Origin of the sequence: Streptomyces sp. BBFR51 (genome assembly GCF_044591655.1) — a bacterium.
Taxonomy (GTDB): Bacteria; Actinomycetota; Actinomycetes; order Streptomycetales; family Streptomycetaceae; genus Streptomyces.
This window is the reverse complement of record NZ_CP172448.1, coordinates 5587383-5610025: the sequence shown is the minus strand read 5'-3', so window position 1 is coordinate 5610025 and position 22643 is coordinate 5587383. Positions and strand designations below refer to the sequence as shown.

General features: G+C 72.6%; 21 protein-coding genes. 9 read left to right on the top strand and 12 right to left on the bottom strand.

Translation table 11 applies throughout. The features are described 5' to 3' along the window. Positions 1–50 precede the first annotated feature (50 nt). The 6 genes from ACGH7X_RS25810 to ACGH7X_RS25785 all read right to left on the bottom strand — a co-directional run bounded on the left by ACGH7X_RS25810 (position 51) and on the right by ACGH7X_RS25785 (position 7963). Positions 51–797, bottom strand: coding sequence for a spherulation-specific family 4 protein (locus tag ACGH7X_RS25810; protein WP_399888513.1), 747 nt, complete (start codon positions 795–797; stop codon positions 51–53). Next, the gene (locus tag ACGH7X_RS25805; RefSeq protein ID WP_399888510.1) at positions 785–1846 is read right to left on the bottom strand and encodes an NAD-dependent epimerase/dehydratase family protein; all 1062 of its coding nucleotides are present in this window, start codon (positions 1844–1846) and stop codon (positions 785–787) included. Before ACGH7X_RS25805 ends, ACGH7X_RS25810 begins: the two co-directional genes overlap by 13 nt. A gap of 111 nt (positions 1847–1957) precedes the next feature. Continuing rightward, entirely contained in the window at positions 1958–3283 is a 1326-nt protein-coding gene (locus tag ACGH7X_RS25800) for a hypothetical protein (protein WP_399888507.1), read from the bottom strand. Then, the gene (locus ACGH7X_RS25795; protein WP_399888504.1) at positions 3280–4995 is read right to left on the bottom strand and encodes a DUF3492 domain-containing protein; all 1716 of its coding nucleotides are present in this window, start codon (positions 4993–4995) and stop codon (positions 3280–3282) included. The genes ACGH7X_RS25800 and ACGH7X_RS25795 overlap by 4 nt, the downstream gene beginning before the upstream one ends. Before the next feature lie 224 nt (positions 4996–5219). Then, entirely contained in the window at positions 5220–6932 is a 1713-nt protein-coding gene (locus ACGH7X_RS25790) for a DUF3152 domain-containing protein (protein WP_399888501.1), read from the bottom strand. An 8-nt stretch (positions 6933–6940) separates the two neighbouring features. Next, complete coding sequence (locus ACGH7X_RS25785) at positions 6941–7963, bottom strand: alpha/beta fold hydrolase (protein ID WP_399888498.1); 1023 nt, start codon at positions 7961–7963, stop codon at positions 6941–6943. 222 nt (positions 7964–8185) lie between these two features. Here ACGH7X_RS25785 and ACGH7X_RS25780 point away from each other — a divergent pair, with 222 nt between their 5' ends. From ACGH7X_RS25780 to ACGH7X_RS25765, 4 genes are all read left to right on the top strand, one after another. Then, the gene (locus ACGH7X_RS25780) at positions 8186–8407 is read left to right on the top strand and encodes a hypothetical protein (protein ID WP_399888495.1); all 222 of its coding nucleotides are present in this window, start codon (positions 8186–8188) and stop codon (positions 8405–8407) included. 208 nt (positions 8408–8615) lie between these two features. Further along, a complete protein-coding gene (locus tag ACGH7X_RS25775) occupies positions 8616–9257 on the top strand; it encodes a TetR/AcrR family transcriptional regulator (protein ID WP_217167537.1) in 642 nt (213 codons plus the stop codon). A 128-nt stretch (positions 9258–9385) separates the two neighbouring features. Beyond that, positions 9386–9613 carry a DUF3107 domain-containing protein gene (locus ACGH7X_RS25770; protein WP_007444428.1) on the top strand — a complete coding sequence of 76 codons (228 nt, stop codon included), beginning with the start codon at positions 9386–9388 and terminating at the stop codon, positions 9611–9613. Between the two features lie 211 nt (positions 9614–9824). Then, a complete protein-coding gene (locus ACGH7X_RS25765; protein WP_399888491.1) occupies positions 9825–10094 on the top strand; it encodes a hypothetical protein in 270 nt (89 codons plus the stop codon). 87 nt (positions 10095–10181) lie between these two features. Here the strand turns inward: ACGH7X_RS25765 and ACGH7X_RS25760 are convergent, their stop codons facing one another. After that, positions 10182–10955, bottom strand: coding sequence for a ferritin-like domain-containing protein (locus ACGH7X_RS25760; protein WP_399888488.1), 774 nt, complete (start codon positions 10953–10955; stop codon positions 10182–10184). A gap of 492 nt (positions 10956–11447) precedes the next feature. Between ACGH7X_RS25760 and ACGH7X_RS25755 the strand changes: the two genes are divergently transcribed. Both ACGH7X_RS25755 and ACGH7X_RS25750 read left to right on the top strand, forming a co-directional pair. Further along, entirely contained in the window at positions 11448–14021 is a 2574-nt protein-coding gene (locus tag ACGH7X_RS25755) for a DEAD/DEAH box helicase (protein ID WP_399888485.1), read from the top strand. Between the two features lie 213 nt (positions 14022–14234). Continuing rightward, positions 14235–15134: an alpha/beta fold hydrolase gene (locus tag ACGH7X_RS25750; protein WP_399888482.1), complete on the top strand. Its 900-nt coding sequence runs from the start codon at positions 14235–14237 to the stop codon at positions 15132–15134. A 39-nt stretch (positions 15135–15173) separates the two neighbouring features. On the opposite strand, the gene ACGH7X_RS25745 is transcribed toward ACGH7X_RS25750, so the two are convergent. Then, positions 15174–16079 (bottom strand): NYN domain-containing protein, encoded by a 906-nt coding sequence (locus ACGH7X_RS25745; RefSeq protein WP_399897347.1) that lies wholly within the window; start codon positions 16077–16079, stop codon positions 15174–15176. A gap of 235 nt (positions 16080–16314) precedes the next feature. Between ACGH7X_RS25745 and ACGH7X_RS25740 the strand changes: the two genes are divergently transcribed. Then, complete coding sequence (locus ACGH7X_RS25740) at positions 16315–16467, top strand: hypothetical protein (protein ID WP_007444413.1); 153 nt, start codon at positions 16315–16317, stop codon at positions 16465–16467. 97 nt (positions 16468–16564) lie between these two features. Here ACGH7X_RS25740 and ACGH7X_RS25735 read toward each other — a convergent pair whose 3' ends face one another. The 3 genes from ACGH7X_RS25735 to ACGH7X_RS25725 form a co-directional block, all read right to left on the bottom strand. Continuing rightward, positions 16565–17170, bottom strand: coding sequence for a MarC family protein (locus ACGH7X_RS25735; RefSeq protein ID WP_393218765.1), 606 nt, complete (start codon positions 17168–17170; stop codon positions 16565–16567). 56 nt (positions 17171–17226) lie between these two features. Continuing rightward, positions 17227–18084, bottom strand: a complete 858-nt coding sequence (locus tag ACGH7X_RS25730; protein ID WP_399888478.1) for a PHP domain-containing protein — start codon at positions 18082–18084, stop codon at positions 17227–17229. Between the two features lie 228 nt (positions 18085–18312). Then, positions 18313–18963: a DUF6758 family protein gene (locus ACGH7X_RS25725; RefSeq protein ID WP_399888475.1), complete on the bottom strand. Its 651-nt coding sequence runs from the start codon at positions 18961–18963 to the stop codon at positions 18313–18315. 157 nt (positions 18964–19120) lie between these two features. Here ACGH7X_RS25725 and ACGH7X_RS25720 point away from each other — a divergent pair, with 157 nt between their 5' ends. Then, positions 19121–20344 carry an MFS transporter gene (locus tag ACGH7X_RS25720; protein ID WP_399888473.1) on the top strand — a complete coding sequence of 408 codons (1224 nt, stop codon included), beginning with the start codon at positions 19121–19123 and terminating at the stop codon, positions 20342–20344. A 36-nt stretch (positions 20345–20380) separates the two neighbouring features. On the opposite strand, the gene ACGH7X_RS25715 is transcribed toward ACGH7X_RS25720, so the two are convergent. After that, positions 20381–20977 (bottom strand): suppressor of fused domain protein, encoded by a 597-nt coding sequence (locus ACGH7X_RS25715; protein ID WP_399888470.1) that lies wholly within the window; start codon positions 20975–20977, stop codon positions 20381–20383. Positions 20978–21526: 549 nt separating this feature from the next. Here ACGH7X_RS25715 and ACGH7X_RS25710 point away from each other — a divergent pair. Beyond that, entirely contained in the window at positions 21527–22642 is a 1116-nt protein-coding gene (locus ACGH7X_RS25710; RefSeq protein WP_399888467.1) for a magnesium and cobalt transport protein CorA, read from the top strand. The last annotated feature ends 1 nt before the right edge of the window (position 22643 follow it).

The window sequence follows — 22643 nt, the reverse complement described above, 5'->3', positions numbered from 1 at the left end:
GTCGGTCAGTAATTACGGTTGTTCTCCCGGTAACACTGCCACGGCCTTTTTCATTCCGAGACACCCGTCCCGACCCGCGAGACGATTTCGTCCCAGTAGCCGGGCATCGTCTCCCAGGGGTCGATCCGGCCGTGATCCGTGCGGTCGGTGAAGTAGATCGTCGCGGCTCCCTGCCAACGGGCGATGCGCAGCGCCTCTTCCAGGTGCCCGCGAGGGACGCCGTGGACGAAGTGGCAGAAGCGCTCGGGCGGATAGTCGGCACTCCACTCGGCCACCTGGGACCACCGGTAGTCGGCCCACGCGCCGGAGAAGGTGACGAGCTGGTCGGCGTTCTCGGCGTAGCCGGGGTAGGGGTGGGTGCCGTGGCCGAGGACGATGTGGGCATCGTCACGGATCGTCCGGAGCGTGGTGACCGTGCGGCGGACCTCGGGGAGGGCGGCCCGCTCGGACGGGCAGCGGTCGAGGAGGAAGCCGTCGACCTGGTACCAGTCGAGATACCGGTGGGCGTCGGAGATCTGCTGCCCGAGGCCGCGGGCTCCGTACGCGGCGTCGAGATGACCGAGGACACGGACGCCCGCGTTGCGCAGGCGGCCGGCCGCCTCCAGGCAGCTCGGGTCGGGATGGGCGCCGGGACCGTCGGCGATGTTGAGGACGACCCAGTGCAGTGGGGTGCCGGGGCGGGTGAGGCCGGCCCATTCGTCGGGGGCGACGAGGGGGTGGGCCAGTCCCGGGACACCGAGGCCGGTGCGGACGCCGGTGCTCGCGGTGCCCGCCTTGGTATGGATCAGATACGGCATGCCGCCTCCATCCAGATGTCGGCCAGGGACTCCTCGAGGGCGATCCTCGGCCGCCAGCCGAGACGGTCGCGTGCGGTGCGCACATCGGCCTGCTGCCAGTTGCCGCAGCCGTCCGGGTATGAGGGGTGGGCGACCGGGGCGGCCTGCTCGCCGTCGGTGCGGTCGCCGCGGTGTCCGAGGGGTTCCGGACGATGGTGGCCGAGGCCGTCGGAGCGGTGGTGGCCGAGGGCGTCGACGCGGTGGCCGACGGATTCGCTGCGGGGGTGGCCGATGGTCGGCCGCAGTGCGCCGGGCGGTCCGTCGAGTTCGTGCAGGGCACCGCCGTAGCCGGCGACCCGGGCCAGGGTGGCGGCGGCGTCGCGCAGGCGGACGGCTCGGCCGGAGCCGATGTTGATGACGCCCTGCGCGGCGGAGAGCGAGGCGGCGTGCACGGCGCGGGCGACGTCGCGGACGTCGATGAAGTCGCGCTGGGCGCCGAGGCCGCCGAGCCGCAGCTCACCGTCGCCGGACTGCATCGCGCGGCGCATGGCCTCGGCGAGCCGGCCCAGCGGGGATCCTGCGGGCGTGCCGGGACCGGCGGGCGAGAAGACGCGCAGGACGACGGCGTCCAGACCGGAGCCGAGGACGAGTTCGGTCGCGGCGAGCTTGCTGACGCCGTAGGGGCCGCCGGGGCGTGGGACGGCGTCCTCCGCGGTCGAGGAACCGGGCTGGCTGGGGCCGTACTCCGCGCTGCAGCCGACCTGCACCAGACGGGCGCCGCAGCCGCTGCGGCGCAGGGCCTCGCAGACGGTGGCGACGGCGACGGTGTTGTGCCGGGTGAGCTCGCGGGCACCGCCCCGGGTGGCACCCGCGCAGTTGACGACCACACCGGGATGGACCGCGTCGAGGAAGCGGGTGAGGGCGCCGGGGCTGCCGGTGGCGAGGTCGAAGCGGACGTCGGCGTCGTCACCGCGGCCGAGGGCGGTGAGCTGGACGGCGGGGTCGGCGAGCAGGCGGTCGGCGACGAATCGGCCGATGTAGCCGTTGGCTCCGATCAGCAGGACTCTCATCGGGCGGCTCCCGGTGCCGAGGCGTCGGGTCGGGAGGTGGTCATCTGGGGGCTCCTTCAAAGGGTGATGCGAGGGTGATGAGGACGTGTGAGGGGCTGTCCGTGCGCGCGCTCACCGCGGCCGCTCCGTCGACGCGTGGGCCGAGGCCCTGGTCAGGCGGCGGCACGCGTGGACCAGGAGGGTCAGGGCGCCGAGGCCGCAGGCGAGCGTCGGGACACCGGCCGGGCCGCAGACGGCGACCAGGGCCTCCACGGGGGCGGCCAGGAAGCCGCAGCCGGGGAGGCGGCCGGCGAAGAGCGTGGCCAGGGCGGCCGCCTCGGCGGTGGCCGTGGCGGTGAGGACGAGCGTGGTGGCGTGGGTGTGACCGTGCACGGTGAGCAGACGGGCGAGCACGAGCAGGGCGCCCAGAGCGAGGGCCTCGGCAGGCGCGGCGGGCTCGCCGAGCACCGCGCCGGTCAGCGCGAGCAGGGCCCCGAGAACACCCGTGTACAGGGCGAACACGCCGAGCAGCAGAGGGCGTACGGAGGCGGAGAAGTCGGCCAGGCCCCGGCTCGACGTCAGTTTGCGGCGGGCGCGCACGGCGAAGAGGTGGGCGCACCCGGCCGCGGGCGCGCAGGACAGCGCGAGCGCCAGGACGGGGGCGACGGTGACGGGCCACGGACCGTCGGCGGTGCCGTCGGGCAGCCCGTCGGGGCCGCCGCCGACCGCGGTGCTCAGGAGCCCGTCGCCAAGGAGGGCGTAGCCGACGAGCCAGCACGTCCAAGTGCTGGTGGTGCGCGTCGCGGTGCTCAGCGGTCCTCGGCGCAGTGCGGCGCCGAGGGCCAGGGCCACCGCGAGCACCCCGACGGCGGCCACGATCAGCCGCGGTCGGCCGTCGGTGAGGCGCAGTCCGGCCACGGCGGCGGCGCACAGCACGCCGGGCAGCAGGGCGACGACGATCCAGACGGCACGTGGCCGGGGGGCAGTCGGGTCCGTGGGGCGCGCGGGGATGTCGCCGTCGCGCGGGACACGGGCGTACATCTCTTCCGCGAGGGCGAAGACGTCCCGGTGGCGGAAGCGGGCGGCGGTCCGGTCGGTGACGCCGTGTGCCTCGAGGCCCGCCGCGATCTCCAGCGGGTCCACCGCGCGTTCGCACAGTTCGCGGTGCCGGTGCATCAACCCCTTGACGGGGTCCGCGGCGGCGCGGCGCGCGGCGGGCGGTGACTGCCTGCCCTCGCGGGCCGGGCGCCGGCCCTCACCCGGCCGTGACTCGGCGGACTCGGCCGTGTCAGGTGCCGCGTCAGGCGCCGCGTCAGGTGCCGCGTCAGGCGCCGCGTCAGGCGCCGCGTCAGGTGCCGCGTCAGGCGCCGCGTCGGTCAGGGACTCGGGTGAGCGTTCGTCCCAGGCACCCGGGCTGCGGGGAGTCTCGGGCCGGTCCAGTTCGCCGAGGCCGCTCATCGGGCCGCCCCCTCGGTCGCCGAAACCGGGGTGGTGGCCCGGACGGGGGCGTCCGTCGCCCAGCCGGGACCGCTCCGGGCCGCGCCGGGGCCGCCCCTGGCCGCCACCCGGGCCGCATGGTCGCTCCAGCGGCCCGGAACGTGTGCCTCGGCGGGTACGGAGAAGGGCAGGGGTTCGCCGGCGTCGTCGAGGGCGACGCGGCGTACCGGTGTGCGCGAGAGGATCTCCAGGTAAATGCCGTGAAATGCCGTGATGTTCTGCTCGACGGTGAACAGCTCCAGTGCGCGGGCGCGCGCGGCGGCGCCCAGGCGTTCACGGCGCGCGGGGTCGCGCAACAGCGCGACGCATGCCTCGGCGAGCGCCCGCGGATTGCGCGGGGGCACGACGAGTCCGGTGCCGCCGATGGCCTCCACCACGGCGCCGACGTCCGTGGACACCGTCGCGCGGCCGCAGAACATGGCCTCGACGAGCCCGGCCGGGAAACCCTCGACGACGCTGGAGAGCACCACCAGGGCACCCGAGGCGTACGCGTCGGCGCGGGACGGCAGTTCGGGTCCGCCGGTCTCCTCGAAGGACACCGGGTTGCGGCCGACCGCGTGCGGACCGTCGGCCTCGTCGGGGAACAGCTGTGCGGCCAGGCCCTTGCAGTGGGCGAGGTACGCCGCACCCTCGGGGCCGCAGGGGGCACCGACGATCCTGAGCCGTGCGCCGGGCTCCGCCCTGCGGATCTCCGCGAAGGCATGCAGCAGCGAGACCAGGTCCTTGGCGGGCTCGACGCGGCCGACCCAGACGAGGGTCTGCGGGTCGGCGCACTCCGGCGACTCCCCCGCTTCCGCGAAGGGGGCCGCGTCCATGCCCGGGGGGACCGTGCGCAGCTTGGCCCGGTCGGCCCCACAGCGCTCCTGCCAGCGGCGGGCGTGCGTGTTGCCGGGCGTGATCACGGCCGCGCGCCGGTAGGTCTCGGCGGCCAGCCGCCCGTGGAAGGCGGCGAGCAGGGACCGTATCGCGGGCGGGGAATCCGGTTCCGTGAGGTAGTGCGTCCGCAGCCGCACGCCGTACTCGGTGACCAGCAGGGGCACGTCGCAGAAGTGCCGGGCGAGCAGGCCCGGAAGGGCGGCCGAGCCGCCGGAGGCCGCGTGGCACAGGTCCACCGCGCCGAGGTCGTCGTCCTCGTACCAGTCGAGCGACAGGGGGCGCAGGGCGCGTTCGAGGCGCGCGGCGACCGTGAGCAGATCGGGGACGCGCGCCTCGCGCGCGGAGCGGTGGGCGCCGGGCGCGCGACAGGCGCGCTCCAGGGCGCGTACGGCGGTCTCCGAGCGGAGTGCGGCGGGCAGCCCGCCCTCGTCGCGGGCGAGTTCGGCGAGGCCGTACAGCGCGTTGGCGAAACGGTCCGCCTCAAGGGCGGCCTCTCCTTCGGGGACGGTGGTCCACAGGGATGCGGCAAGCTCGCCGTAGCACTCGGCGAAGCGCCGGCGCGCGCGCCGCCCGCGGACGATCCCGTCGTCCACGGCTTCCCACAGCGTGGCGGTGCGTACCCGGCCGACCTGTGGCGGCAGCGGGACCCATCCCTCGGCCTCCTGGCGCTCACTGCGGCTGAGCGCGTAGACGTCGAACTCGTGCTGCTCCAGCCCGCGCACGAGCCGGTCGCACCAGAGCCCGGCCTCACCGCTCACATACGGATAGCCACCCTCCGTAAGCAGTCCGATGCGCACGCGCGCACCCCCGATCTCCCGTTTGGGGAGCCGCCGTTGGCCCGGCGGCTCGCAGCGGGACGAACGTATGCGGACAAGGAGGTGGTGCGATGGACGGTTGTCCATCGCACCACCAAAAGGGGTGAACGGTCGTAACTTTCCCGTGCGGGGCGCGTTCGGTCGCGCTAAGAGATCAATGGGTCACCACGAGTGACGCGTGGGCCAGACCCGACCGGTCTGCCCGGTCAACCGTTCGGATACGCCCAGGCGTTGGGGCGGCAGTCGATTCCGTCGTGGTCGACGAACTTCGTCTGCTGCTGCATGACCGGGGCGAGTTCGCCGTCCTTGTCGCAGGTGACGTGGTTGAAGCCGATGCGGTGGCCGATCTCGTGGTTGATCAGCATCTGCCGGTACGGGTGGATCGCGTCGCCGTACGGCTCGGCGCCCTGCGCCCACCGGTAGGCGTTGATCATCACGCGTTCGGTGGCGGCCGAGTCGCAGGAGACGTTGTCCTCGGTGGTGTCCAGGCCGGACTTGGCGCACCACTCGGCGGTGGTGCCGGGGCTGGCCAGCGTGATCACGAAATCGGGCTGCCCCGATTGAATGCGCTCGAAGGTGCGGGCGCCGTTGTGGGCCCAGCTCCGGTCGTCGTTGAGCGTCTTCTGCACGGCCTCGGCGAAGAGCGCGCCGTCGAGGCCGAGCCCCTGCTCCACGTCCACGCGGTAGGTGTACTTCTGTCCCTTCCCGGGTGCCTTGGCGATGCCCGGGATCGCCTCGAACTTCCCGGAGCCCTTGAGCGTGGCGCTGAGCGCGTAGGTCTTGCCCATCTTCTGCTCGTACGTCAGCGGCGCCGCGGCCCCGGACGCGGAGGGCGTCGGCCGCCCTTCGGCCCGTGACGCGGAGTCGTGGGCGTCCCGGGCCTGATCGGTGGCGGACTGCGAGCGCACGTCCTCCCCGTCCGACCCGTCGGCGACCTGACCGGCCACGACGACGGCCAGCACGGTGGTGACGGCGGCCGCGGCTATGCCGGTGAAGGCCCGGCCCTTGGATCCCTTGACCGGGGCGGGTTCACCCGTGGGCGGCGCGTCGTCGGCGTCCGCGTCACCGTCGGCAGAGGTGCCGCCTCCCCCGACGCCTCCCCCGACGCCGCCTCCGTCGCCGGCACTCCAGTCGGTGACGGAGGCGTACGGGTCGGTGGGCTGCGCGGGACCGGGGGCGCGACGCGGCGGTCGGGCCGCGAAGACGTCGTCGTCGTGGCCGAAGGCGTCCAGGTACTCCTGCCTCGGCCCTCCCGGGGGCGCCTGCCGCTGCCTCGGGAAGGGCATGCCGGGCCTCGCGGAGCGACCGGGAGGCCCGGGGGGTCGGGGCCCGGAAGGCCCCGGCGGGCCAGACGGACCGGACGGACCTGACGGACCTGAAGGCGCGAAGGACGCGGGAGCACCGTTGGACGGGCCCGCCACGGCACCGCGTCCGGGACCGCCCCGACCGCTCACCTCGCCCCAGCCGCCGCCGGGTTCGCGCTGCTCGGGATGACCGCCCCGAACCCGCGGCACACCGTGCGCCGGGGTGCCGTCGGGAAACCTGGGCACACCGTGCGCGGGCGTGCCGTCGGGAAACCTGGGCACACCCTGGGCGGGCGTACCACCGGGAAACCTCGGGACACCCTGAGCGGGCGTACCGTCCGCCATCCGCGGAAACCCCCGCGCCGGCGTCCCGTCCGGGTGCCGTGCGCCCGGGCCTCGGCCCAGCCCCGGCCCCGGCGCCGGTGCCCCACGGGGCGCCCCGCCGGGCATGTCGCCCGGCTGCGGCGGCCGCTCCGACTGCGGGGCCCGCTGCCCCTGCTGCGGCGGCCCGGCATTACGGCCGCGGTCCGGCCGCCCGGGCCGGTTCTCGCGTGCGGCGGCGGTGTCCGCGGCGTCGGCCTTGGGGGCGGGTCCGCGGCGGCTGTGGCGTCCCACGTCGCGCCTCAGCCTCCTGTGGTCTGGTTGGCGGGCTCGTCGTCGACGATCCCGTCGGTCCTCTCGCCGACCGCCGACTCCCCGGTGTCCGCGAGGAGTTCGCGGAACGCCGTGGCCACGGTCTCCGGATATTCCATCATCGCCACGTGTCCCGCGTCCGGCAGGGTCAGCAGCCGGGAGTCACGGAAGGCGCGGGCAGCCCGCTGGGCCATGCGGTAGCCGACGAGTTGGTCCCGTCCACCGTAGACCAGGAGCGTGGGCGCGAGAACCCGCTCGGCCTGTCGCCACAGTCCGTGCTGGCCGCCCACCGTGTACGCGTTGACGAGTCCGCGGGTGGAACGCGCCATCGCGTCCCAGAAGTACGGCAGCCGCAGTCGCCGCTCCATCTCCTCCACGGCGTTGCGGAAGCCCTCCGGCGACACGCGCCCCGGGTCGCCGTAGCAGAGCGCCGTCACACCGCGGACCCGCTGCTCAGCGGTCCACTCCCGGGTGATCCGGGTGAAGAGCGACACCACCCCCGGCAGCGCCAGCAGCCCCGTCGGTACGGCGCTGCGCTGCACCCGGATCTCCGGCAGCGCGGGCGACACGAGGGTCAGGGTCCGCACCAGGTCGGGCCGGACCGCGGCGACGCGGGTGGCGACGGCGCCGCCCAGCGAGTTCGCGAAGAGGTGCACGGGGCCCCGCCCGGCAGCGTCCAGATAGCGGATGACCGCGCGCGCGTGGCCCGTGATCGAGTAGTCGCCGTCGTCCGGTGGCGGGGAGTCGCCGAAGCCCGGCAGGTCGAGGGCCTCGCTGTGGACGACGCCGTCCAGCAGCGGCATCAGCGCGGACCAGTTCTGCGAGGAACCGCCGAGGCCGTGCACGTAGAGGGCGGGGGGAAGGCCCTCGCGGACGGGGTGTCTCGAGCGCACCGTCAGGGTGATGCCGGGGAGGTGGACCGATCGGAGCCGCTCGCCGTCCGCGACCTTGACGGCCGCGACCCTCGGCAGCACGTTGGCGGGCGGCACGGACGGCGGATCGGTCGAAGGCATGCGGCAATGTTACGAGACGATCACGCACTGGCTCATGTGTTCGCCGTCACAGGAAGGGCTGCGGCGGTGCGGCGGCCGGGTACGGATGCCCTGGTGCCCCGAGTACGAGGACCGGGCGTGAGCGGCGCATGGCGTCCGGATCGGGTGTCTCCTACGCTCGTGAAGTGGGCACCCGCGTGTGGCCCCTGCACCCCAGGGACGTTCGTAGGAAGGGAGCCCAGCATGACCGTCGACCCGACCGACCCCGAGACCTTCGACGACGAGACACCGGATCCGGAGGAGCGTGACGTCGAGGCACCCGACGCCGACACGGACGAACAGCGGACGGACCTCGGACAGGAGCGCGACGAACCGCTGACCGACATCGAGCAGGACCGCGCCAACGAGGCCGACCTGGCCGAACAGGCCCGGGTCGTCTCCCACGACGAGGACGACTACCGCTGAGTCGCGGCGTCACGAGGCGACGGAGGGGCCCTGCCCGGCGGAAGGGAGGCCGATCTTTGCCCGGCCTGAACCCTTTTGAAACCTGTTGTGCGGCTTTCGCCATCGTCCGGTCCGTGAAATTCTGCGCTCGCAGCGCACACACCACGGTTACCGAAAAGTACGATGGCGACGCGGCGCACACCGCACGAGGACGACTATGGGAGGCGGCGTGACAGCCATCGAGCAGACAGAGGCGGTACGCCCGCGGGGCACACGCCTTCCCCGCCGAGCCCGACGCAACCAGCTGCTGGGCGCCGCACAGGAAGTGTTCGTCGCCCAGGGCTACCACGCGGCCGCGATGGACGACATCGCCGAGCGCGCCGGCGTCAGCAAGCCGGTGCTCTACCAGCACTTCCCGGGCAAGCTCGATCTCTACCTCGCCCTGCTGGACCAGCACTGCGAGGCACTGATCCAGTCCGTACGCAGCGCCCTCGCGTCGACGACCGACAACAAGCAGCGCGTCCGGGCGACGATGGACGCGTACTTCGCGTACGTCGAGGACGACGGCGGCGCCTTCCGGCTGGTCTTCGAGTCGGACCTGACCAACGAGCCCGCCGTGCGCGAGCGCGTGGACAAGGTCACGAACGAGTGCGCGGAGGCGATCTGCGAGGTCATCGCGGAGGACACCGGCCTCTCGCGCGCCGAGTCGATGCTGCTGGCCTCGGGTCTGGGCGGCCTCGCGCAGGTGGTGGCCCGTTCCTGGCTGCACAGCGACCGCAGCGTGCCGCGCGACCAGGCGGTCCAGTTGCTGACCTCGCTGGCCTGGCGCGGCATCGCCGGCTTCCCGCTGCACGGCACCGACCAGCACTGAGCCCGTTCCCGTCGGCTGTTCGCTCCTGGCGTTCTCCGACGGAGCGTGTACGTCCCCTCACCGGGCTAATGTGTGCTGGGTACGGCGCGGAAGATCGCGCACTTACTGACCGTCGGAGGGACATAGCCGTGGAGGTCAAGATCGGCGTGCAGCACGCGCCTCGCGAGATCGTTCTGGAGAGCGGTCAGAGCGCCGAGGAGGTCGAGCGCGTGGTGGGCGAGGCACTGGCCGGCAAGTCGCAGCTGCTGAGCCTGGTGGACGAACACGGCCGCAAGGTCCTGGTGCCGGCCGACCGTCTCGCCTACGTCGAGATCGGTGAGCCGGCCCCGCGCAAGGTGGGCTTCGGCGCGCTGTAGCGGCGGACGCGGGACGACGGACGAAGAACGGGTGGGGCCCGGCGGTGCAGCACCGCCGGGCCCCACCCGTATGCCCTCCTGCCCTCCCGCTCTCCCGCCGTTCACGGGCGGAGCACAGTTCACCCACAGGGGGAGGATTGCATTCCGCAGGTCAGGGGTAAGACGGCTGTGACCGTTTGGGGCAGGCCGGCCATGTGGGAGGGACCCCGACATGCTCTTGGAAGCGCTCAGCGCCGCAATCCTCGGCCTCGCCCTGGCATGGGCCGCCGCGCATCGTCTGCCCCACCGCCTCCCCGCCCGTCTCCTGGTCCTGCCGACGGGGATCGCCGGGGCGCTCTTCGGGGCGTTCGTCACGCACACCGCACTGGGCGCCGGGGGGCTCGTGCTGGTGCTCCTGGGCTCGGCGACGCTCTCCGCGGCCTCGCTGTCGCTGCTGCTGCGCCCCGCGGGAAGACTCCGCAGAAGCTCGGCGACCGCCTGACCGGCAGCCGCCGCGCAGGTCCGCACCCGCGCCGACGGCGGTCAGCCGACCGAAATCAACTGACGTGACGGGATCAGCCGACGGAGATCAGGCGGCCAGCCCGAGCGCCGCCATCCGCTTGGTGTGCGCCTCGGTGATCCGGGAGAACATCCTGCCGACCTCGGCCAGATCGAACCCGTCCGCGACCCCGCCCACGAGCATCGTCGACAGCGCGTCCCGGTCGGCCACCACCCGCTGGGACTGCGAGAGCGCCTCCCCCATCAGCCGCCGCGCCCACAGTGCGAGCCGCCCGCCCACGCGCGGGTCGGCGTCGATCGCCGCGCGCACCTTCTCCACGGCGAAACCGGCGTGCCCGGTGTCGTCGAGCACGGCCAGCACCAGCTCGCGGGTGTCCGTGTCGAGACGGGCGGCGACCTCGCGGTAGAAGTCACTGGCGATGGAGTCGCCGACGTAGGCCTTGACGAGCCCTTCGAGCCAGTCGGAGGGGTCGGTCTGCTTGTGGAAGCCGTCGTAGGCGGCCACGAAGGGCTCCATGGCGCCCGTCGGCTCCTCGCCGATCTCGGCCAGCCGGTCGCGCAGCCGCTCGAAGTGGTGGAACTCCGCCGACGCCATCTTCGCCAGCTCCGCCTTGTCCGACAGCGTGGGCGCCAGCTTGGCGTCCTCCGCGAGCCGCTCGAACGCCGCGAGTTCGCCGTACGCGAGCGCGCCGAGCAGGTCCACCACCGCGGCGCGGTACTGCGGGTCGGCCGCGGCCGACGACCAGTCCCGGGCGGCGACCGAGGTGGCTCCGGCGGTTCCGGCGTTCTCGGCGGAGTCGGAGGGGGCGGCTGCGGCGGTGCCAGGCTTGTCAGAGCTCGTCATGCAGCGCACAATAACCCGCTCTTCGGCGGTGGTAAGGCCCTGGTCAGTCAGTGTGACGACGACTACGTGAGCAAATCGGCCATCGCGTGTGCGCGAATCCGGGGTATGGTGGTAATGCGCCTGCCGAGTATGTGACGTACGGGTACGTGACATCGTCGTCGGGCCGCACGCATGAGGATGCCCGGTCGGTGGCCCGATCGGCTCCGACCCGACAGCCCTCCTTGCCGTACGCCACACTGCGTACGGAATCCGGAGGGGGACCCTCAGTGGTACGAGCGCTGGAGCGTCGACAGAGGTCCCGTGTCCTACGGCTCATCCGTAAGGCAGCCGACGTCCCCGACACAGTCCGGCACGACCCGCGCGCTCGCCTCGCACCACGTACACAGAAGAGGCAGCACCCTGACTACGACGTTTCGATCCCTCGGGATCCTCCCCGAGACCGCCGAAGCCCTTGAGGCCGTCGGCATCATCACTCCCTTCCCCATCCAGGAGATGACGCTTCCCGTGGCCCTGACGGGCACGGACGTCATCGGCCAGGCCAAGACCGGCACCGGCAAGACGCTGGGCTTCGGACTTCCGCTCCTCGAGCGCGTCACCGTCCCCGCCGACGTCGAGGCGGGCCGCGCGGCGCCCGAGGCCCTCACCGACGCCCCGCAGGCCCTCGTCGTCGTCCCGACGCGCGAGCTGTGCCAGCAGGTGACCAACGACCTCCTGACCGCCGGCAAGGTCCGCAACGTGCGCGTCACCGCGATCTACGGCGGCCGGGCCTACGAGCCGCAGGTGGAGGCCCTGAAGAAGGGCGTCGACGTGATCGTCGGCACCCCGGGCCGCCTGCTGGACCTGGCGGGCCAGAAGAAGCTGAGCCTCAAGCACGTCAAGTGCCTGGTCCTCGACGAGGCCGACGAGATGCTCGACCTGGGCTTCCTGCCCGACGTCGAGAAGATCATCAACATGCTGCCGGTCAAGCGCCAGACGATGCTGTTCTCGGCCACCATGCCGGGCGCGGTCATCGGGCTGGCCCGCCGCTACATGTCGCAGCCCACGCACATCAGCGCCACCTCCCCGGACGACGCGGGCGCGACGGTCGCGAACACGAAGCAGTACATCTACCGCGCGCACAACATGGACAAGCCCGAGATGGTGGCGCGCATACTGCAGGCCGACGGCCGGGGTCTGGTCATGGTCTTCTGCCGCACCAAGCGCACGGCGGCCGACCTGGCCGACCAGCTCAAGCAGCGCGGCTTCGCCTCCGGCGCGGTCCACGGCGACCTCGGCCAGGGCGCCCGCGAGCAGGCCCTGCGCGCCTTCCGCAACGGCAAGGTGGACGTGCTCGTCTGCACCGACGTCGCCGCCCGCGGCATCGACGTCGAGGGCGTGACGCACGTCATCAACTACCAGTCGCCGGAAGAGGAGAAGACGTACCTGCACCGCATCGGCCGCACCGGCCGCGCGGGCGCCAAGGGTACGGCGATCACGCTGGTCGACTGGGACGACATCCCGCGCTGGCAGCTGATCAACAAGGCGCTGGACCTGGGCTTCAGCGACCCGCCGGAGACGTACTCCACCTCGCCGCACCTGTACGCCGACCTCGGCATCCCCGAGGGCACCAAGGGCGTTCTGCCGCGCTCGGAGCGCACCCGCGCCGGGCTCGACGCGGAGGAGCTCGAGGACCTGGGCGAGCCGGGCGGCCGCGGTGGCCGCGCGCGCGGCGACCGCGGTGATCGGGGCGGCCGGGGTGGCCGCGACGAATCACGTTCCGGTGATCGCGACCGCGACCGCGACCGTTCCTCCCGTACGTCGCCGCGTCGCCGGCGCCGGATGCGTGGCGGTGCTCCGGTGGACGCGGAGGCCTCCGTGGCTCCCGCGGCCGAGGCCGTGACCGGCGGTGCGGACAGCGCCGCCGACGCGGGCACCGACGCCGCCGGCGGTCCCCGCACCCTGCGCCGCCGACGCCGTACGCGCAACGGCGAGTCGTCGCGCCGGCCGGAGACGGTCACCACGACCGACGTTCCCGAGGCGCGGGCCACCGAGGACACCGCGCTCGCGGCTTCCGAGGTCCAGGTCACCGAGGTGGCCGAGGTCGCGGAGGTCGCCGAGGCGCCGGCGAAGTCGCGCCGCCGCCGCAGCCGCAAGGCGGCGGCGGCTCCGGCCGCCGCGCTGGACACCGCCCCGGCCGTCGTCGAGGCGCCGGTGGTCGTCGAGGTCCCGGCGACCGAGGCTCCCGTCGAGAAGCCGCGTCGGCGCACCCGCAAGGCCACGACCGCCGAGGTCGCGGTCGACACGGCCGAGGGGGCGACCGCGCCCGCGTCCGAGCCGGCGGAGACGAAGCCCCGTCGCCGTACGCGTAAGGCCGCCGAGCCGGCCGACGTCACCGAGACGGCCGTACCGGCTCCGGAAGCCGCCGAGGCCAAGCCCCGGCGCACCCGGAAGACGGCCGCCGCCAAGGCGGAAGCCGCGGCCGACACCGCCGAGGGCACGGAGGCCAAGCCGCGCCGCCGCACCCGCAAGGCCGCCGAGGCGACCGAGGTCACCGAGGCCGCCGCCGACATCCCGGCGCAGACGGCGCAGGCTCCGGAAGCGTCCGAGGCTGCCAAGCCGCGCCGCACCCGGAAGACGGCCGCCGCCAAGGCAGAGGCCGCGGCCGACACCGCCGAGGCCGCGGAGGCCAAGCCCCGTCGCCGCACCCGCAAGGCCGCCGAGCCGGCCGACGTCACCGAGACGGCCGTACAGGCTCCGGAAGCCGCCGAGGCCAAGCCCCGGCGCACCCGGAAGACGGCCGCCGCCAAGGCAGAGGCCGCGGCCGACACCGCCGAGGGCACGGAGACCAAGCCGCGCCGCCGCACCCGCAAGGCCGCCGAGGCCACCGAGGTCACCGAGGCCGCCGCCGGGATTCCGGCTCAGGCCTCGCAGGAGCCGGAGGCCGCGCCGCGGCGCCGGACCCGTAAGGCCGCGGTTGCCGTCGAGGCGCCCGCCGAGGCCGTCGACGCCGAGGCCAAGCCGAAGGCTCGCCGCACCCGGAAGACGGCCACGGCCGTCGCGCAGCCCGCGGAGTCCGACAAGAGCTGATCCGCGCCGCTCACCCGACCGTCGGCCCGGTCCCGCCATCCACGCGGGACCGGGCCGACGGCGTTCACGCACCCGGGCACGGCGGCAGGAACGGGCCACGGCTGAGAGACCCGCCCCCGGGCGGGTCTCTCAGCCCCTCCCCCACGCGCGTCCCACCACCCCCACAGCCCAGCCGCTCCCTCCCCCGTCCCCGCCGCCCGATAGCCTCTGCCCGTGAGCAGGAACGCCGCCTTCAGCCCGCCCCCGGACGCCCGCGCGTACCGGCTGCGTACCGCGCGCGGTGAGTTCGCCGTCGTCGACTCGCCCGTGGCCGGCGGCGTCGAGCCGCGGGGTGTGGTGGTGATGCTGCCCGGGTTCACGGGGAGCAAGGAGGACTTCACCCTGCTGCACCAGCCGCTCGGGGCGCGCGGGTACCGCACGGTCGCCGTGGACGGGCGGGGGCAGTACGAGTCCGACGGGCCCGAGCACGACGAAGCCGTGTACGCGCAGCCGGAGCTGGCGCGGGACGTGCTGGCGCAGGTCGCCGCCCTCGGGACGCGCGTGCATCTGGTCGGTCACTCGCTGGGCGGTCAGATCGCGCGGGCCGCCGTCCTGCTCGACCACGCCCCGTTCGTGTCACTCACGCTGGTGTCCTCGGGCCCGGCGCGGATCTCGGAGTCGCAGCAGCAGCGCGTGAAGCTCCTGCGGGACGCGCTCGACACGATGACGATGGCGCAGGTCTGGAAGGTGATGCAGGCCATGGGGCCGCCGGAGGAGGCCGGCGCCCCGGCCCCCGCCCACGGCCCGGAGGAACCGGAACGCCTGCGTGACCGCTGGCTGGGCACCAGGCCGGCCCAACTGCTCGCCACAGGACGTCAGTTGTGCACCGAGCCGGACCGCGTCGCCGAACTCGCCGCCGTGCCGCTGCCGTGCCACGTGCTGTCCGGCGCCTACGACGACACCTGGCCCGTGCCCCTCCTGGACGAGATGGCCGTGCGGCTGGACGCGCGCCGGACCGTCGTCACCGGCGCCGAGCACTCCCCCAACACCGACCAGCCCCTGCCGACCGCCCGCGCCCTCGCCGACTTCTGGGACGGCCTGCCCGCACCGCCACCGACGGACAACAGGGACTGAGGGCCTGGTACTGGCCTGGTACTGGGGCCTGGTACTGCCCTAGTACTGCGCCTGCAAGTGCTCCCAGAAGCCGTCCCGCAGCGCACGCCGCAGGTCGGCCTGGCCGCGCAGCGAGTACTGCAGCAGCCCCTCGGCCTCCACCAGCAGGTCCTGGTCCACCGAGCCGGGGAGGTAGGGGTGGCCGGGGAGCAGCTCCACCAATGACTCGCGTCCCCGCGCCGCCAGCCACTTCGCCGCGATCTGCGCGCCCACGAAGCGGACGTCCTCGCGGGCCGGGCGGGCGGCGCCCGCCGCCTCGAAGGCGTGGGCGGTGCGCCGGGAGACGTACGGCTTGAAGAAGTCGAGGTCGAAGGTGCGCTGGCTGTCGACCTCCCAGAGCAGGGGTTCGGCCTGGTTGCGGCTCTCGGGGGCCTCGATGCCCCACAGGTGGACGCGGGCGCCGTATCCCTGGGCGGCCTCGACCGCCGACACGAGGTCCTCGTCGCCGCCCAGCAGGGCCGCGTCGCTGATGGCGCGGTGCCGGGCGAGGGACTCCAGGTCGGAGCGGATGAGGGAGTCGACGCCCTTCTGCTGGTTGTTGGCGTTGAGGTTGCCCAGGCGCACCTTGACGTCCGGCAGCTCGGCGATGGACTGCTGCTCGGCGGTGTGGATGCGGCGGCGGGCGCCGTCGTACCAGTAGACGCGCAGCAGGCGGCTGTCCGCGAAGATCGTGCGGGTCTTGTCGATGAGCGCCTCGATCAGGCCCTCGGCGTCCAGGTCGAAGGCCCGGCGGTCCTCGGTCCCGGCGACCAGCCGGCCCGCCGCCGCGTACAGATAACCCGCGTCGACGAAGATCGCGTGGGTCGAGGGCGTCTTCGCCACCTCGGCGAGCATGCGCTGGAGCAGCTCGTTCGTGCGATCGATGCGAGCGTTCAGGGACGCGAGGTCGTCGTTCATCGCCTCCATTGTCCCGGCGGTCACGCTACGAACACAACCGGTCCCGGTCAGTCTTGTATCAGACACCTATCGCGCGGTAACAAGCGGCTTACTTGTCAGTAATTAGCCGTGCGAAAAATTTCCTTAGCGTAGGGAATGTTTGTAGCGGGCAGCCCGTTGAGCATTACGGAAGCCCGGGCACCGACGACCCAGGAGCCACACCAGTAGTTCTCCGCAGGAGGATGACCAGATCAAGGGAGAGGCCATGCGCTTTGAAGTCATGCGACTCGACGACGTCGACGGGACCCCCGTGGACACGACTGTCGTGGACGCCGCCTCCGTAAACCGCATCGTTCAGCAGGCCGCCGCCATCGGGCAGCGCCTGTGGATCCGCCCCGCCGACACCTCGGCCTTGTAGCGCGGACCCTTCGCACACGCTCGGGAGCCCCCGCACGGACGCCGTGCGGGGGCTCCTGTCTGTCCTCACGCGCGTCCGTCTTCACGCGTGTCCGTCCTCACGCGCCCTGGATCACCTGTGTGACGCCGTTGATGATCTGCTGCACGGCGATCGCGGAGAGCATCATGCCGGCGAGGCGCGTCACCAGGACCACGCCCCCGTCCTTGATGATCCGGATGATCAGCAGCGAGTACCGCATCACCAGCCACAGCACCACGTGGATCGCGAGGATCGCCGCCCACACCGAGACCTGCGTGGTCACGCTGTCCGCCTTCTGCACGGCCAGGATCACCGACACGATCGCGCCGGGCCCGGCGAGCAGCGGCATGCCCAGCGGCACGAGGGCCACGTTGACGTCCTTGGTCTGCTTCGGTTCGTCCGTCTTGCCGGTGAGCAGGTCGAGCGCGATCAGCAGGAGCAGCAGCCCGCCCGCGATCATCAGGGCGGGCACGGAGACGTGCAGGTAGTCCAGGATCTGGTGCCCGAGCAGACCGAACACCGTGATCACGCCACCGGCGACGCAGACGGCCTGGAGAGCCATCCGCTTCTGCACCTTGGCGGGGCGGCCGGAGGTCAGCGCGAGGAAGATCGGGGTGATCCCGGGGGGATCCATGATGACAAAAAGGGTCAGGAAGAGGGAGCCGAAGACGGCGACGTCGAACATGGGTGAGCTACTGGCCTTGCGGGAGAGCGGAAAGGTGGACGCGCGGGAGACGAGGCTCAGGCCCCGCCGGCCCCCGGCACGGGGAACGCCCCGAACGCCCGCCGCGTGATCTCCCCGTACACCTCGGGGTCCGTCGTGTACTCGCCGAGCACGCAGGTCTTCCGGCTGCCGTGGTAGTCGCTGGAGCCGGTCACCAGGAGCCCCAGCTCCTTCGCCGTCGCGCGCAGCCGAGTCCGCGTGTCCGCGTCGTGGTCCATGTGGTCGACCTCGATGCCGTCGAGCCCGGCGGCGGCAAGGTCCGCGATCGCCGTGTCCGGCACGGTGCGGCCCCGCTTGGCGGCGGCCGGGTGCGCGAACACGGCGACGCCGCCCGCGCCCTTGATCAGCCGGATCGCCTCGAACGGGTCGGTCTCGTGCTTCTCCACGAAGGCCCGGCCGCCGTCGGCCAGCCAGTCCCCGGTGAAGGCGTCACCCACGGTCGGCACGACGCCGAGTTCCACGAGCGCGGAGGCCACGTGCGGCCGGCCGACCGATCCGTCGCCCGCGATCCTGGCGACCTGCTCCCAGGTGACCGGCACACCCAGCGCGTTGAGCCTGGTGACCATGGCACGGGCCCGCGGCACCCGGTCGTCCCGGACCAGCTCGCGCTCGGCGAGCAGGGCGGGCTCCTCGGGATCGAAGAGGTAGGCCAGCATGTGCAGGCTGACGCCGTCGAGACGGCAGGAGAGTTCCGCGCCGGTGACCAGGGTCAGACCCTCCGGCAGCGCGGCGACGGCCTCGGCGTGGCCTCGGGTGGTGTCGTGGTCGGTCAGCGCGACGACGTCAAGGCCGGCCACGGCGGCCTTGCGCACCAGCTGGGCCGGGCTGTCCGTGCCGTCGGACGCGGTGGAGTGGGTGTGCAGATCGATGCGCACGACGCTCACTCCAAGCAGGGACGGGACAGAAGGGGACGCTCAAGGGTAACCGGAACTCGACCCCTCGCCGTCACACCCGCAGCACACCTGCACCCCCTACGGGCGCCCGCACGGAGGGCTACGGCGCCGTCGCCGGAGAACTGCGGCACGGTCGGCACAGGACTGCGGCACGGTCGGCACAGGACTGCGGCACGGTCGGCACAGGACTGCGGCACGGTCGCCGCAGGACTACGGCGCAGTCGGCTCGATCAGCCGTGGCGACAGCGCCCCGCACGGCACCAGGTCCACCTCGGCACCCGCGTCCCGCAGGTCGGTCAGCACCAGTTCCTCGTACATCAGCAGCCCCGCCCGCTCGGGCCAGACGACGGCCCACAGCCACATCCCGAGGGCCTCTCCGGCGAAGACGGCGCGATCGGCGGGGGCGCCGGAGACATGCCAGAGCGGGGTCGGACGGCCGGCGGCCAGGACCTTGGCCTGGGGCGGCTTCTCGACGTCCATGTACGGCCCCGGGTCCGGGGCGTCGAGCCCCGCGTACCGCGCGCCCAGGCCGACGCCGAGTTCCTCGGCCACCAGGATCAGCTCACCCATGCCGCCGAGCGGGCCGGGTCCGGAACAGGCGACGGCGGTGGCCCGGCCGCCGCTGCGGTCGTCGCCCGCACAGGCCACGCCGGTGAACAGCCAGCCGACCGGAAGCGGCCACGGCATCCACACCGGCACCTGGGTGCGGTGCACCACGACGCCGAGGGCTTCGACGCTGGGCGGGAGGACGGGCTGCAGCGGGTGCACGATGCCGTGCGCATCGCACTGCCAGGAATCGGCGAAGAGGCCGGGAGCCCTGACCCGGCCACCACACTTCGGGCAACTGGGTTCGCCCCTCATAGAGCCCCACGGTCCTACCCTCACTCCCCCACGTCAAGGACGATCACCCATCCGGAGGGAAGGGCCGACCGGCGTAACTAGATGTATGTTGCATTAATTAGCAGAGCTAACTTACTATGTGCATACACCAACCAAGTCGTCGGCATTGGAGCAAGCAATGGACCCCTTCGACGCGGGTGCGGGCGGCATCCTGCGACAGCCCAAGGCCGTGTGGGCGACCGCCGGAGCGTCCGTCGTGGCCTTCATGGGCATCGGGCTCGTCGACCCGATCCTTCCGTCCATCGCCAAGGGCCTGGACGCGAGCGCCGGTCAGGTCTCCCTGCTGTTCACCTCGTACTTCCTCATCACCGCCCTCGCGATGCTGGTCACCGGCTTCGTCTCCAGCCGCATCGGCGGCCGCAAGACCCTGCTGCTGGGCCTGGCGTTCGTCGTGGTCTTCGCGGGCCTGGCCGGCACCTCCGACACCGTCGGCCAGCTCGTCGGCTACCGGGCCGGCTGGGGCCTGGGCAACGCGCTGTTCGTCTCGACGGCACTCGCGGTCATCGTCGGCGCCGCGGCCGGGGGCAGCGCCGCCGCGATCCTGCTCTACGAGTCCGCGCTCGGCCTCGGCATGGCCTGCGGCCCGCTGCTGGGCGCGCTGCTCGGCGACGCCAGCTGGCGCTACCCGTTCTTCGGCACGGCCTTCCTGCTGGCGATCGGGTTCCTGTGCATCACGGTGTTCCTGAAGGAGCAGCCGAAGCCGGCCCGCAAGACGTCGCTCCTCGACCCGATCAAGGCGCTGGGCCACGGCGGTCTCGCCTCCGCCGCGATCTCGGCCTTCTTCTACAACTACACGTTCTTCACGGTGCTGGCCTTCACCCCGTTCGTGCTGAACATGACCCCGTACAAGTCGGGTGCCGTGTTCTTCGCCTGGGGCCTGCTGCTCGCCGTCTTCTCGGTCCTGGTGGCGCCGCGCATGCAGCGGCGCTTCGGCTCGCTGAAGGTGCTCGGCGGCTCGCTGGTACTGCTCGCGGCCGACGTACTGGTCCTCGGCTACGGCAACCACACCGCGGCGATCGTCTGCACGATCCTGTCCGGCGCGTTCATCGGCGTGAACAACACCGTCTACACCGAGCTGGCCCTCGGGGTGTCCGACGCGCCGCGTCCGGTGGCCAGCGCGGGCTACAACTTCGTGCGCTGGTTCGCGGCGGCGGCCGCGCCCTACTTCGCGCCGAAGATCGAGGAGTGGACCGACGTCCACATCCCGTTCGTGGTGGCGGCGGCGACCGCCGTACTGGGCGCGGTCGTGGTCGTCGTACGGCGTCGGGCGCTCACCCTCGAAGCGGAGGAGCTGGAGCCGCGGCACGCGACCGAGGACGGGGTCGCGGTCTTCGCCAACTGACCGGACGGGACCGGTGAGTTACGTCACGCCGGTCCGTCAGTCCAGGGGGACGGACCTGCGGGACGGATCGCGCAGGTCCGTCCCGTGCGTCAGCCAGCGTTCCTGGAGGGCCGGTGCGCCGTGCACCCGCTTCCAGGCGGCCTCGTTCGGCGTCATCGGCAGCAGCGGCAGGAACCGCACGGGGTCCAGCGGGGCGTCCAGTTCCAGGTCCTCGACAAGGCCCCCCGGCTCGGCGACCAGGACCGAGGTGAACGGGGCCCCGGGCCACAGCGCCTCCCCGACGTCGAGCGACGCGCCGGGCGCCACGATCACGCCCTCGACCTGCGGGGACGCGGCCAGTACGGCGAGCGGCCTGAGCACCTTGCCGGTGTCGGCGAGACCGGCCCGGACCGAGAGGACCAGCTCGGCACGGGGGCCCTTGACCGGGTCGGCGAGCGCGGCCGTGGGGTCCGCCATGGGCTGCGCGGACATCCCGAGGGTGGCGTAGCGGACGATGTCGCCCTCCTGGCCGCCGGCGGGGAAGCGCAGCACCTCGATGCGGTCGGTGCCGAGGAAGGTGACCGCCGCGCGCGCGTCCGGCTCGCCCAGCGCACTGCGCAACCGGGCCTCGACCAGAGGAAGAACATCAGCCATGCCGCGAGCATAGAACTCGTCGTGAAGCGGCAAAGCGGCGCCTTGACACGTCGCGCGACTGGTACTGTGGGCCAGCGGTTCGGGGCAGCACGCAGTGCGTCGCGATCAAGCCCTCGACACTGTGAACTCTCCCCTACGGGGAGCCCCTCCAAACAAGGGGAATGGATCGTCCCTCACGAGGGACCGGCCGGAGGAGGTGGGCGGCATGGACCGAAGTCGACCGTGCAGTACCACTCGCTCTTCCGGCCGCTGACGCAGCAGTTCCACTTCTTGTCGCTGCCGCTTTCCGTCCGCGCGCCTTTCCGTCCGCGGGCCTTCACACGGAAGAGCACTTCGTCTCGTTTTGCCTGATCCGATCCATCGATGCGATCCCCATGGGTCCCCATCGATCCGTATCAGCAGCTGAATCAGCAGCGAAGTCGGCCACCGCGACGGTGCGGTGCCCCCCGCTTTGTGGACGCGCCGAACACGCGTGGTCAGGACGTCCTCATTCCGGGCGGTTCCACCCGTCACCGGCCTCGTTCGCTGCCCGTCGCGAAGGAGCCTGCCATGTCGATGATCCGTGACCTGCGCGCCGCGGTCCGCCCGTCCCGCGTCTCTCTGCGCAAGGACAGCGGCGCCTACGACACCACCCGCGACCCGGCGACCCCCTCGGCCGTCGTCGACTGCGCCGTCTACCGCGACGGCACACGCGTCGAGACGGACATGCCGCTGACCCCGCACACGGCGATGCGCCAGGTGCGCCGCGACGGCGGCTTCGTGTGGATCGGTCTGCACGAGCCCACCGAGGACGAGTTCGCCGGTATCGCCCGGGAGTTCGGGCTGCACCCGCTGGCCGTGGAGGACGCGGTCCAGGCCCACCAGCGCCCCAAGCTGGAGCGCTACGACGACTCCCTGTTCACGGTCTTCAAGACCATCCACTACGTCGACCACGACGAGCTGACCGCCAGCAGTGAGGTCGTCGAGACCGGCGAGGTCATGTGCTTCACCGGGCGGGACTTCTTCATCACCGTCCGGCACGGCGGGCAGGGCTCGCTGCGCGCGCTGCGGCACCGGCTCCAGGAGGACCCGGAGCTGCTGCTCAAGGGCCCCTCGGCGGTACTGCACGCCATCGCCGACCACGTCGTCGACGGCTACATCGCGGTCGCCGACGCGGTGCAGGACGACATCGACGAGGTCGAGACGGAGGTGTTCTCGCCGGGCCGCAAGGGCACACCGCGCGGCACCGACGCCGGGCGGATCTACCAACTCAAGCGCGAGGTGCTGGAGTTCAAGCGTGCGGTGGCGCCGCTGCTGCGCCCCATGCAGCTGCTCAGCGAGCGGCCGATGCGGCTGATCGACCCGGAGATCCAGAAGTACTTCCGGGACGTCGCCGACCACGTGGCGCGGGTGCAGGAGCAGGTCGTCGGCTTCGACGAACTGCTGAACTCCATCCTCCAGGCCAACCTCGCCCAGGCGTCCGTCGCACAGAACGAGGACATGCGCAAGATCACCTCGTGGGCCGCGATCATCGCCGTGCCGACGATGGTCTGCGGCGTGTACGGCATGAACTTCGACTACATGCCGGAGACGCACTGGAAGTTCGGTTACCCGCTCGTCCTGTCGGTCACGGTCGTCATCTGCCTGGGCATCCACCGCACGCTCAAGCGCAACGGCTGGCTCTGAC

Coding starts and splice junctions, on each gene's coding strand:
- ACGH7X_RS25810 (WP_399888513.1), bottom strand. CDS start 797: ATGCCGTATCTGATCCATACCAAGGCGGGCACCGCGAGCACCGGCGTC.
- ACGH7X_RS25805 (WP_399888510.1), bottom strand. CDS start 1,846: ATGAGAGTCCTGCTGATCGGAGCCAACGGCTACATCGGCCGATTCGTC.
- ACGH7X_RS25800 (WP_399888507.1), bottom strand. CDS start 3,283: ATGAGCGGCCTCGGCGAACTGGACCGGCCCGAGACTCCCCGCAGCCCG.
- ACGH7X_RS25785 (WP_399888498.1), bottom strand. CDS start 7,963: ATGCCTTCGACCGATCCGCCGTCCGTGCCGCCCGCCAACGTGCTGCCG.
- ACGH7X_RS25780 (WP_399888495.1), top strand. CDS start 8,186: ATGACCGTCGACCCGACCGACCCCGAGACCTTCGACGACGAGACACCG.
- ACGH7X_RS25765 (WP_399888491.1), top strand. CDS start 9,825: ATGCTCTTGGAAGCGCTCAGCGCCGCAATCCTCGGCCTCGCCCTGGCA.
- ACGH7X_RS25760 (WP_399888488.1), bottom strand. CDS start 10,955: ATGACGAGCTCTGACAAGCCTGGCACCGCCGCAGCCGCCCCCTCCGAC.
- ACGH7X_RS25755 (WP_399888485.1), top strand. CDS start 11,448: ATGACGCTTCCCGTGGCCCTGACGGGCACGGACGTCATCGGCCAGGCC.
- ACGH7X_RS25745 (WP_399897347.1), bottom strand. CDS start 16,079: ATGGAGGCGATGAACGACGACCTCGCGTCCCTGAACGCTCGCATCGAT.
- ACGH7X_RS25740 (WP_007444413.1), top strand. CDS start 16,315: ATGCGCTTTGAAGTCATGCGACTCGACGACGTCGACGGGACCCCCGTG.
- ACGH7X_RS25735 (WP_393218765.1), bottom strand. CDS start 17,170: ATGTTCGACGTCGCCGTCTTCGGCTCCCTCTTCCTGACCCTTTTTGTC.
- ACGH7X_RS25725 (WP_399888475.1), bottom strand. CDS start 18,963: ATGAGGGGCGAACCCAGTTGCCCGAAGTGTGGTGGCCGGGTCAGGGCT.
- ACGH7X_RS25720 (WP_399888473.1), top strand. CDS start 19,121: ATGGACCCCTTCGACGCGGGTGCGGGCGGCATCCTGCGACAGCCCAAG.
- ACGH7X_RS25715 (WP_399888470.1), bottom strand. CDS start 20,977: ATGGCTGATGTTCTTCCTCTGGTCGAGGCCCGGTTGCGCAGTGCGCTG.
- ACGH7X_RS25710 (WP_399888467.1), top strand. CDS start 21,527: ATGTCGATGATCCGTGACCTGCGCGCCGCGGTCCGCCCGTCCCGCGTC.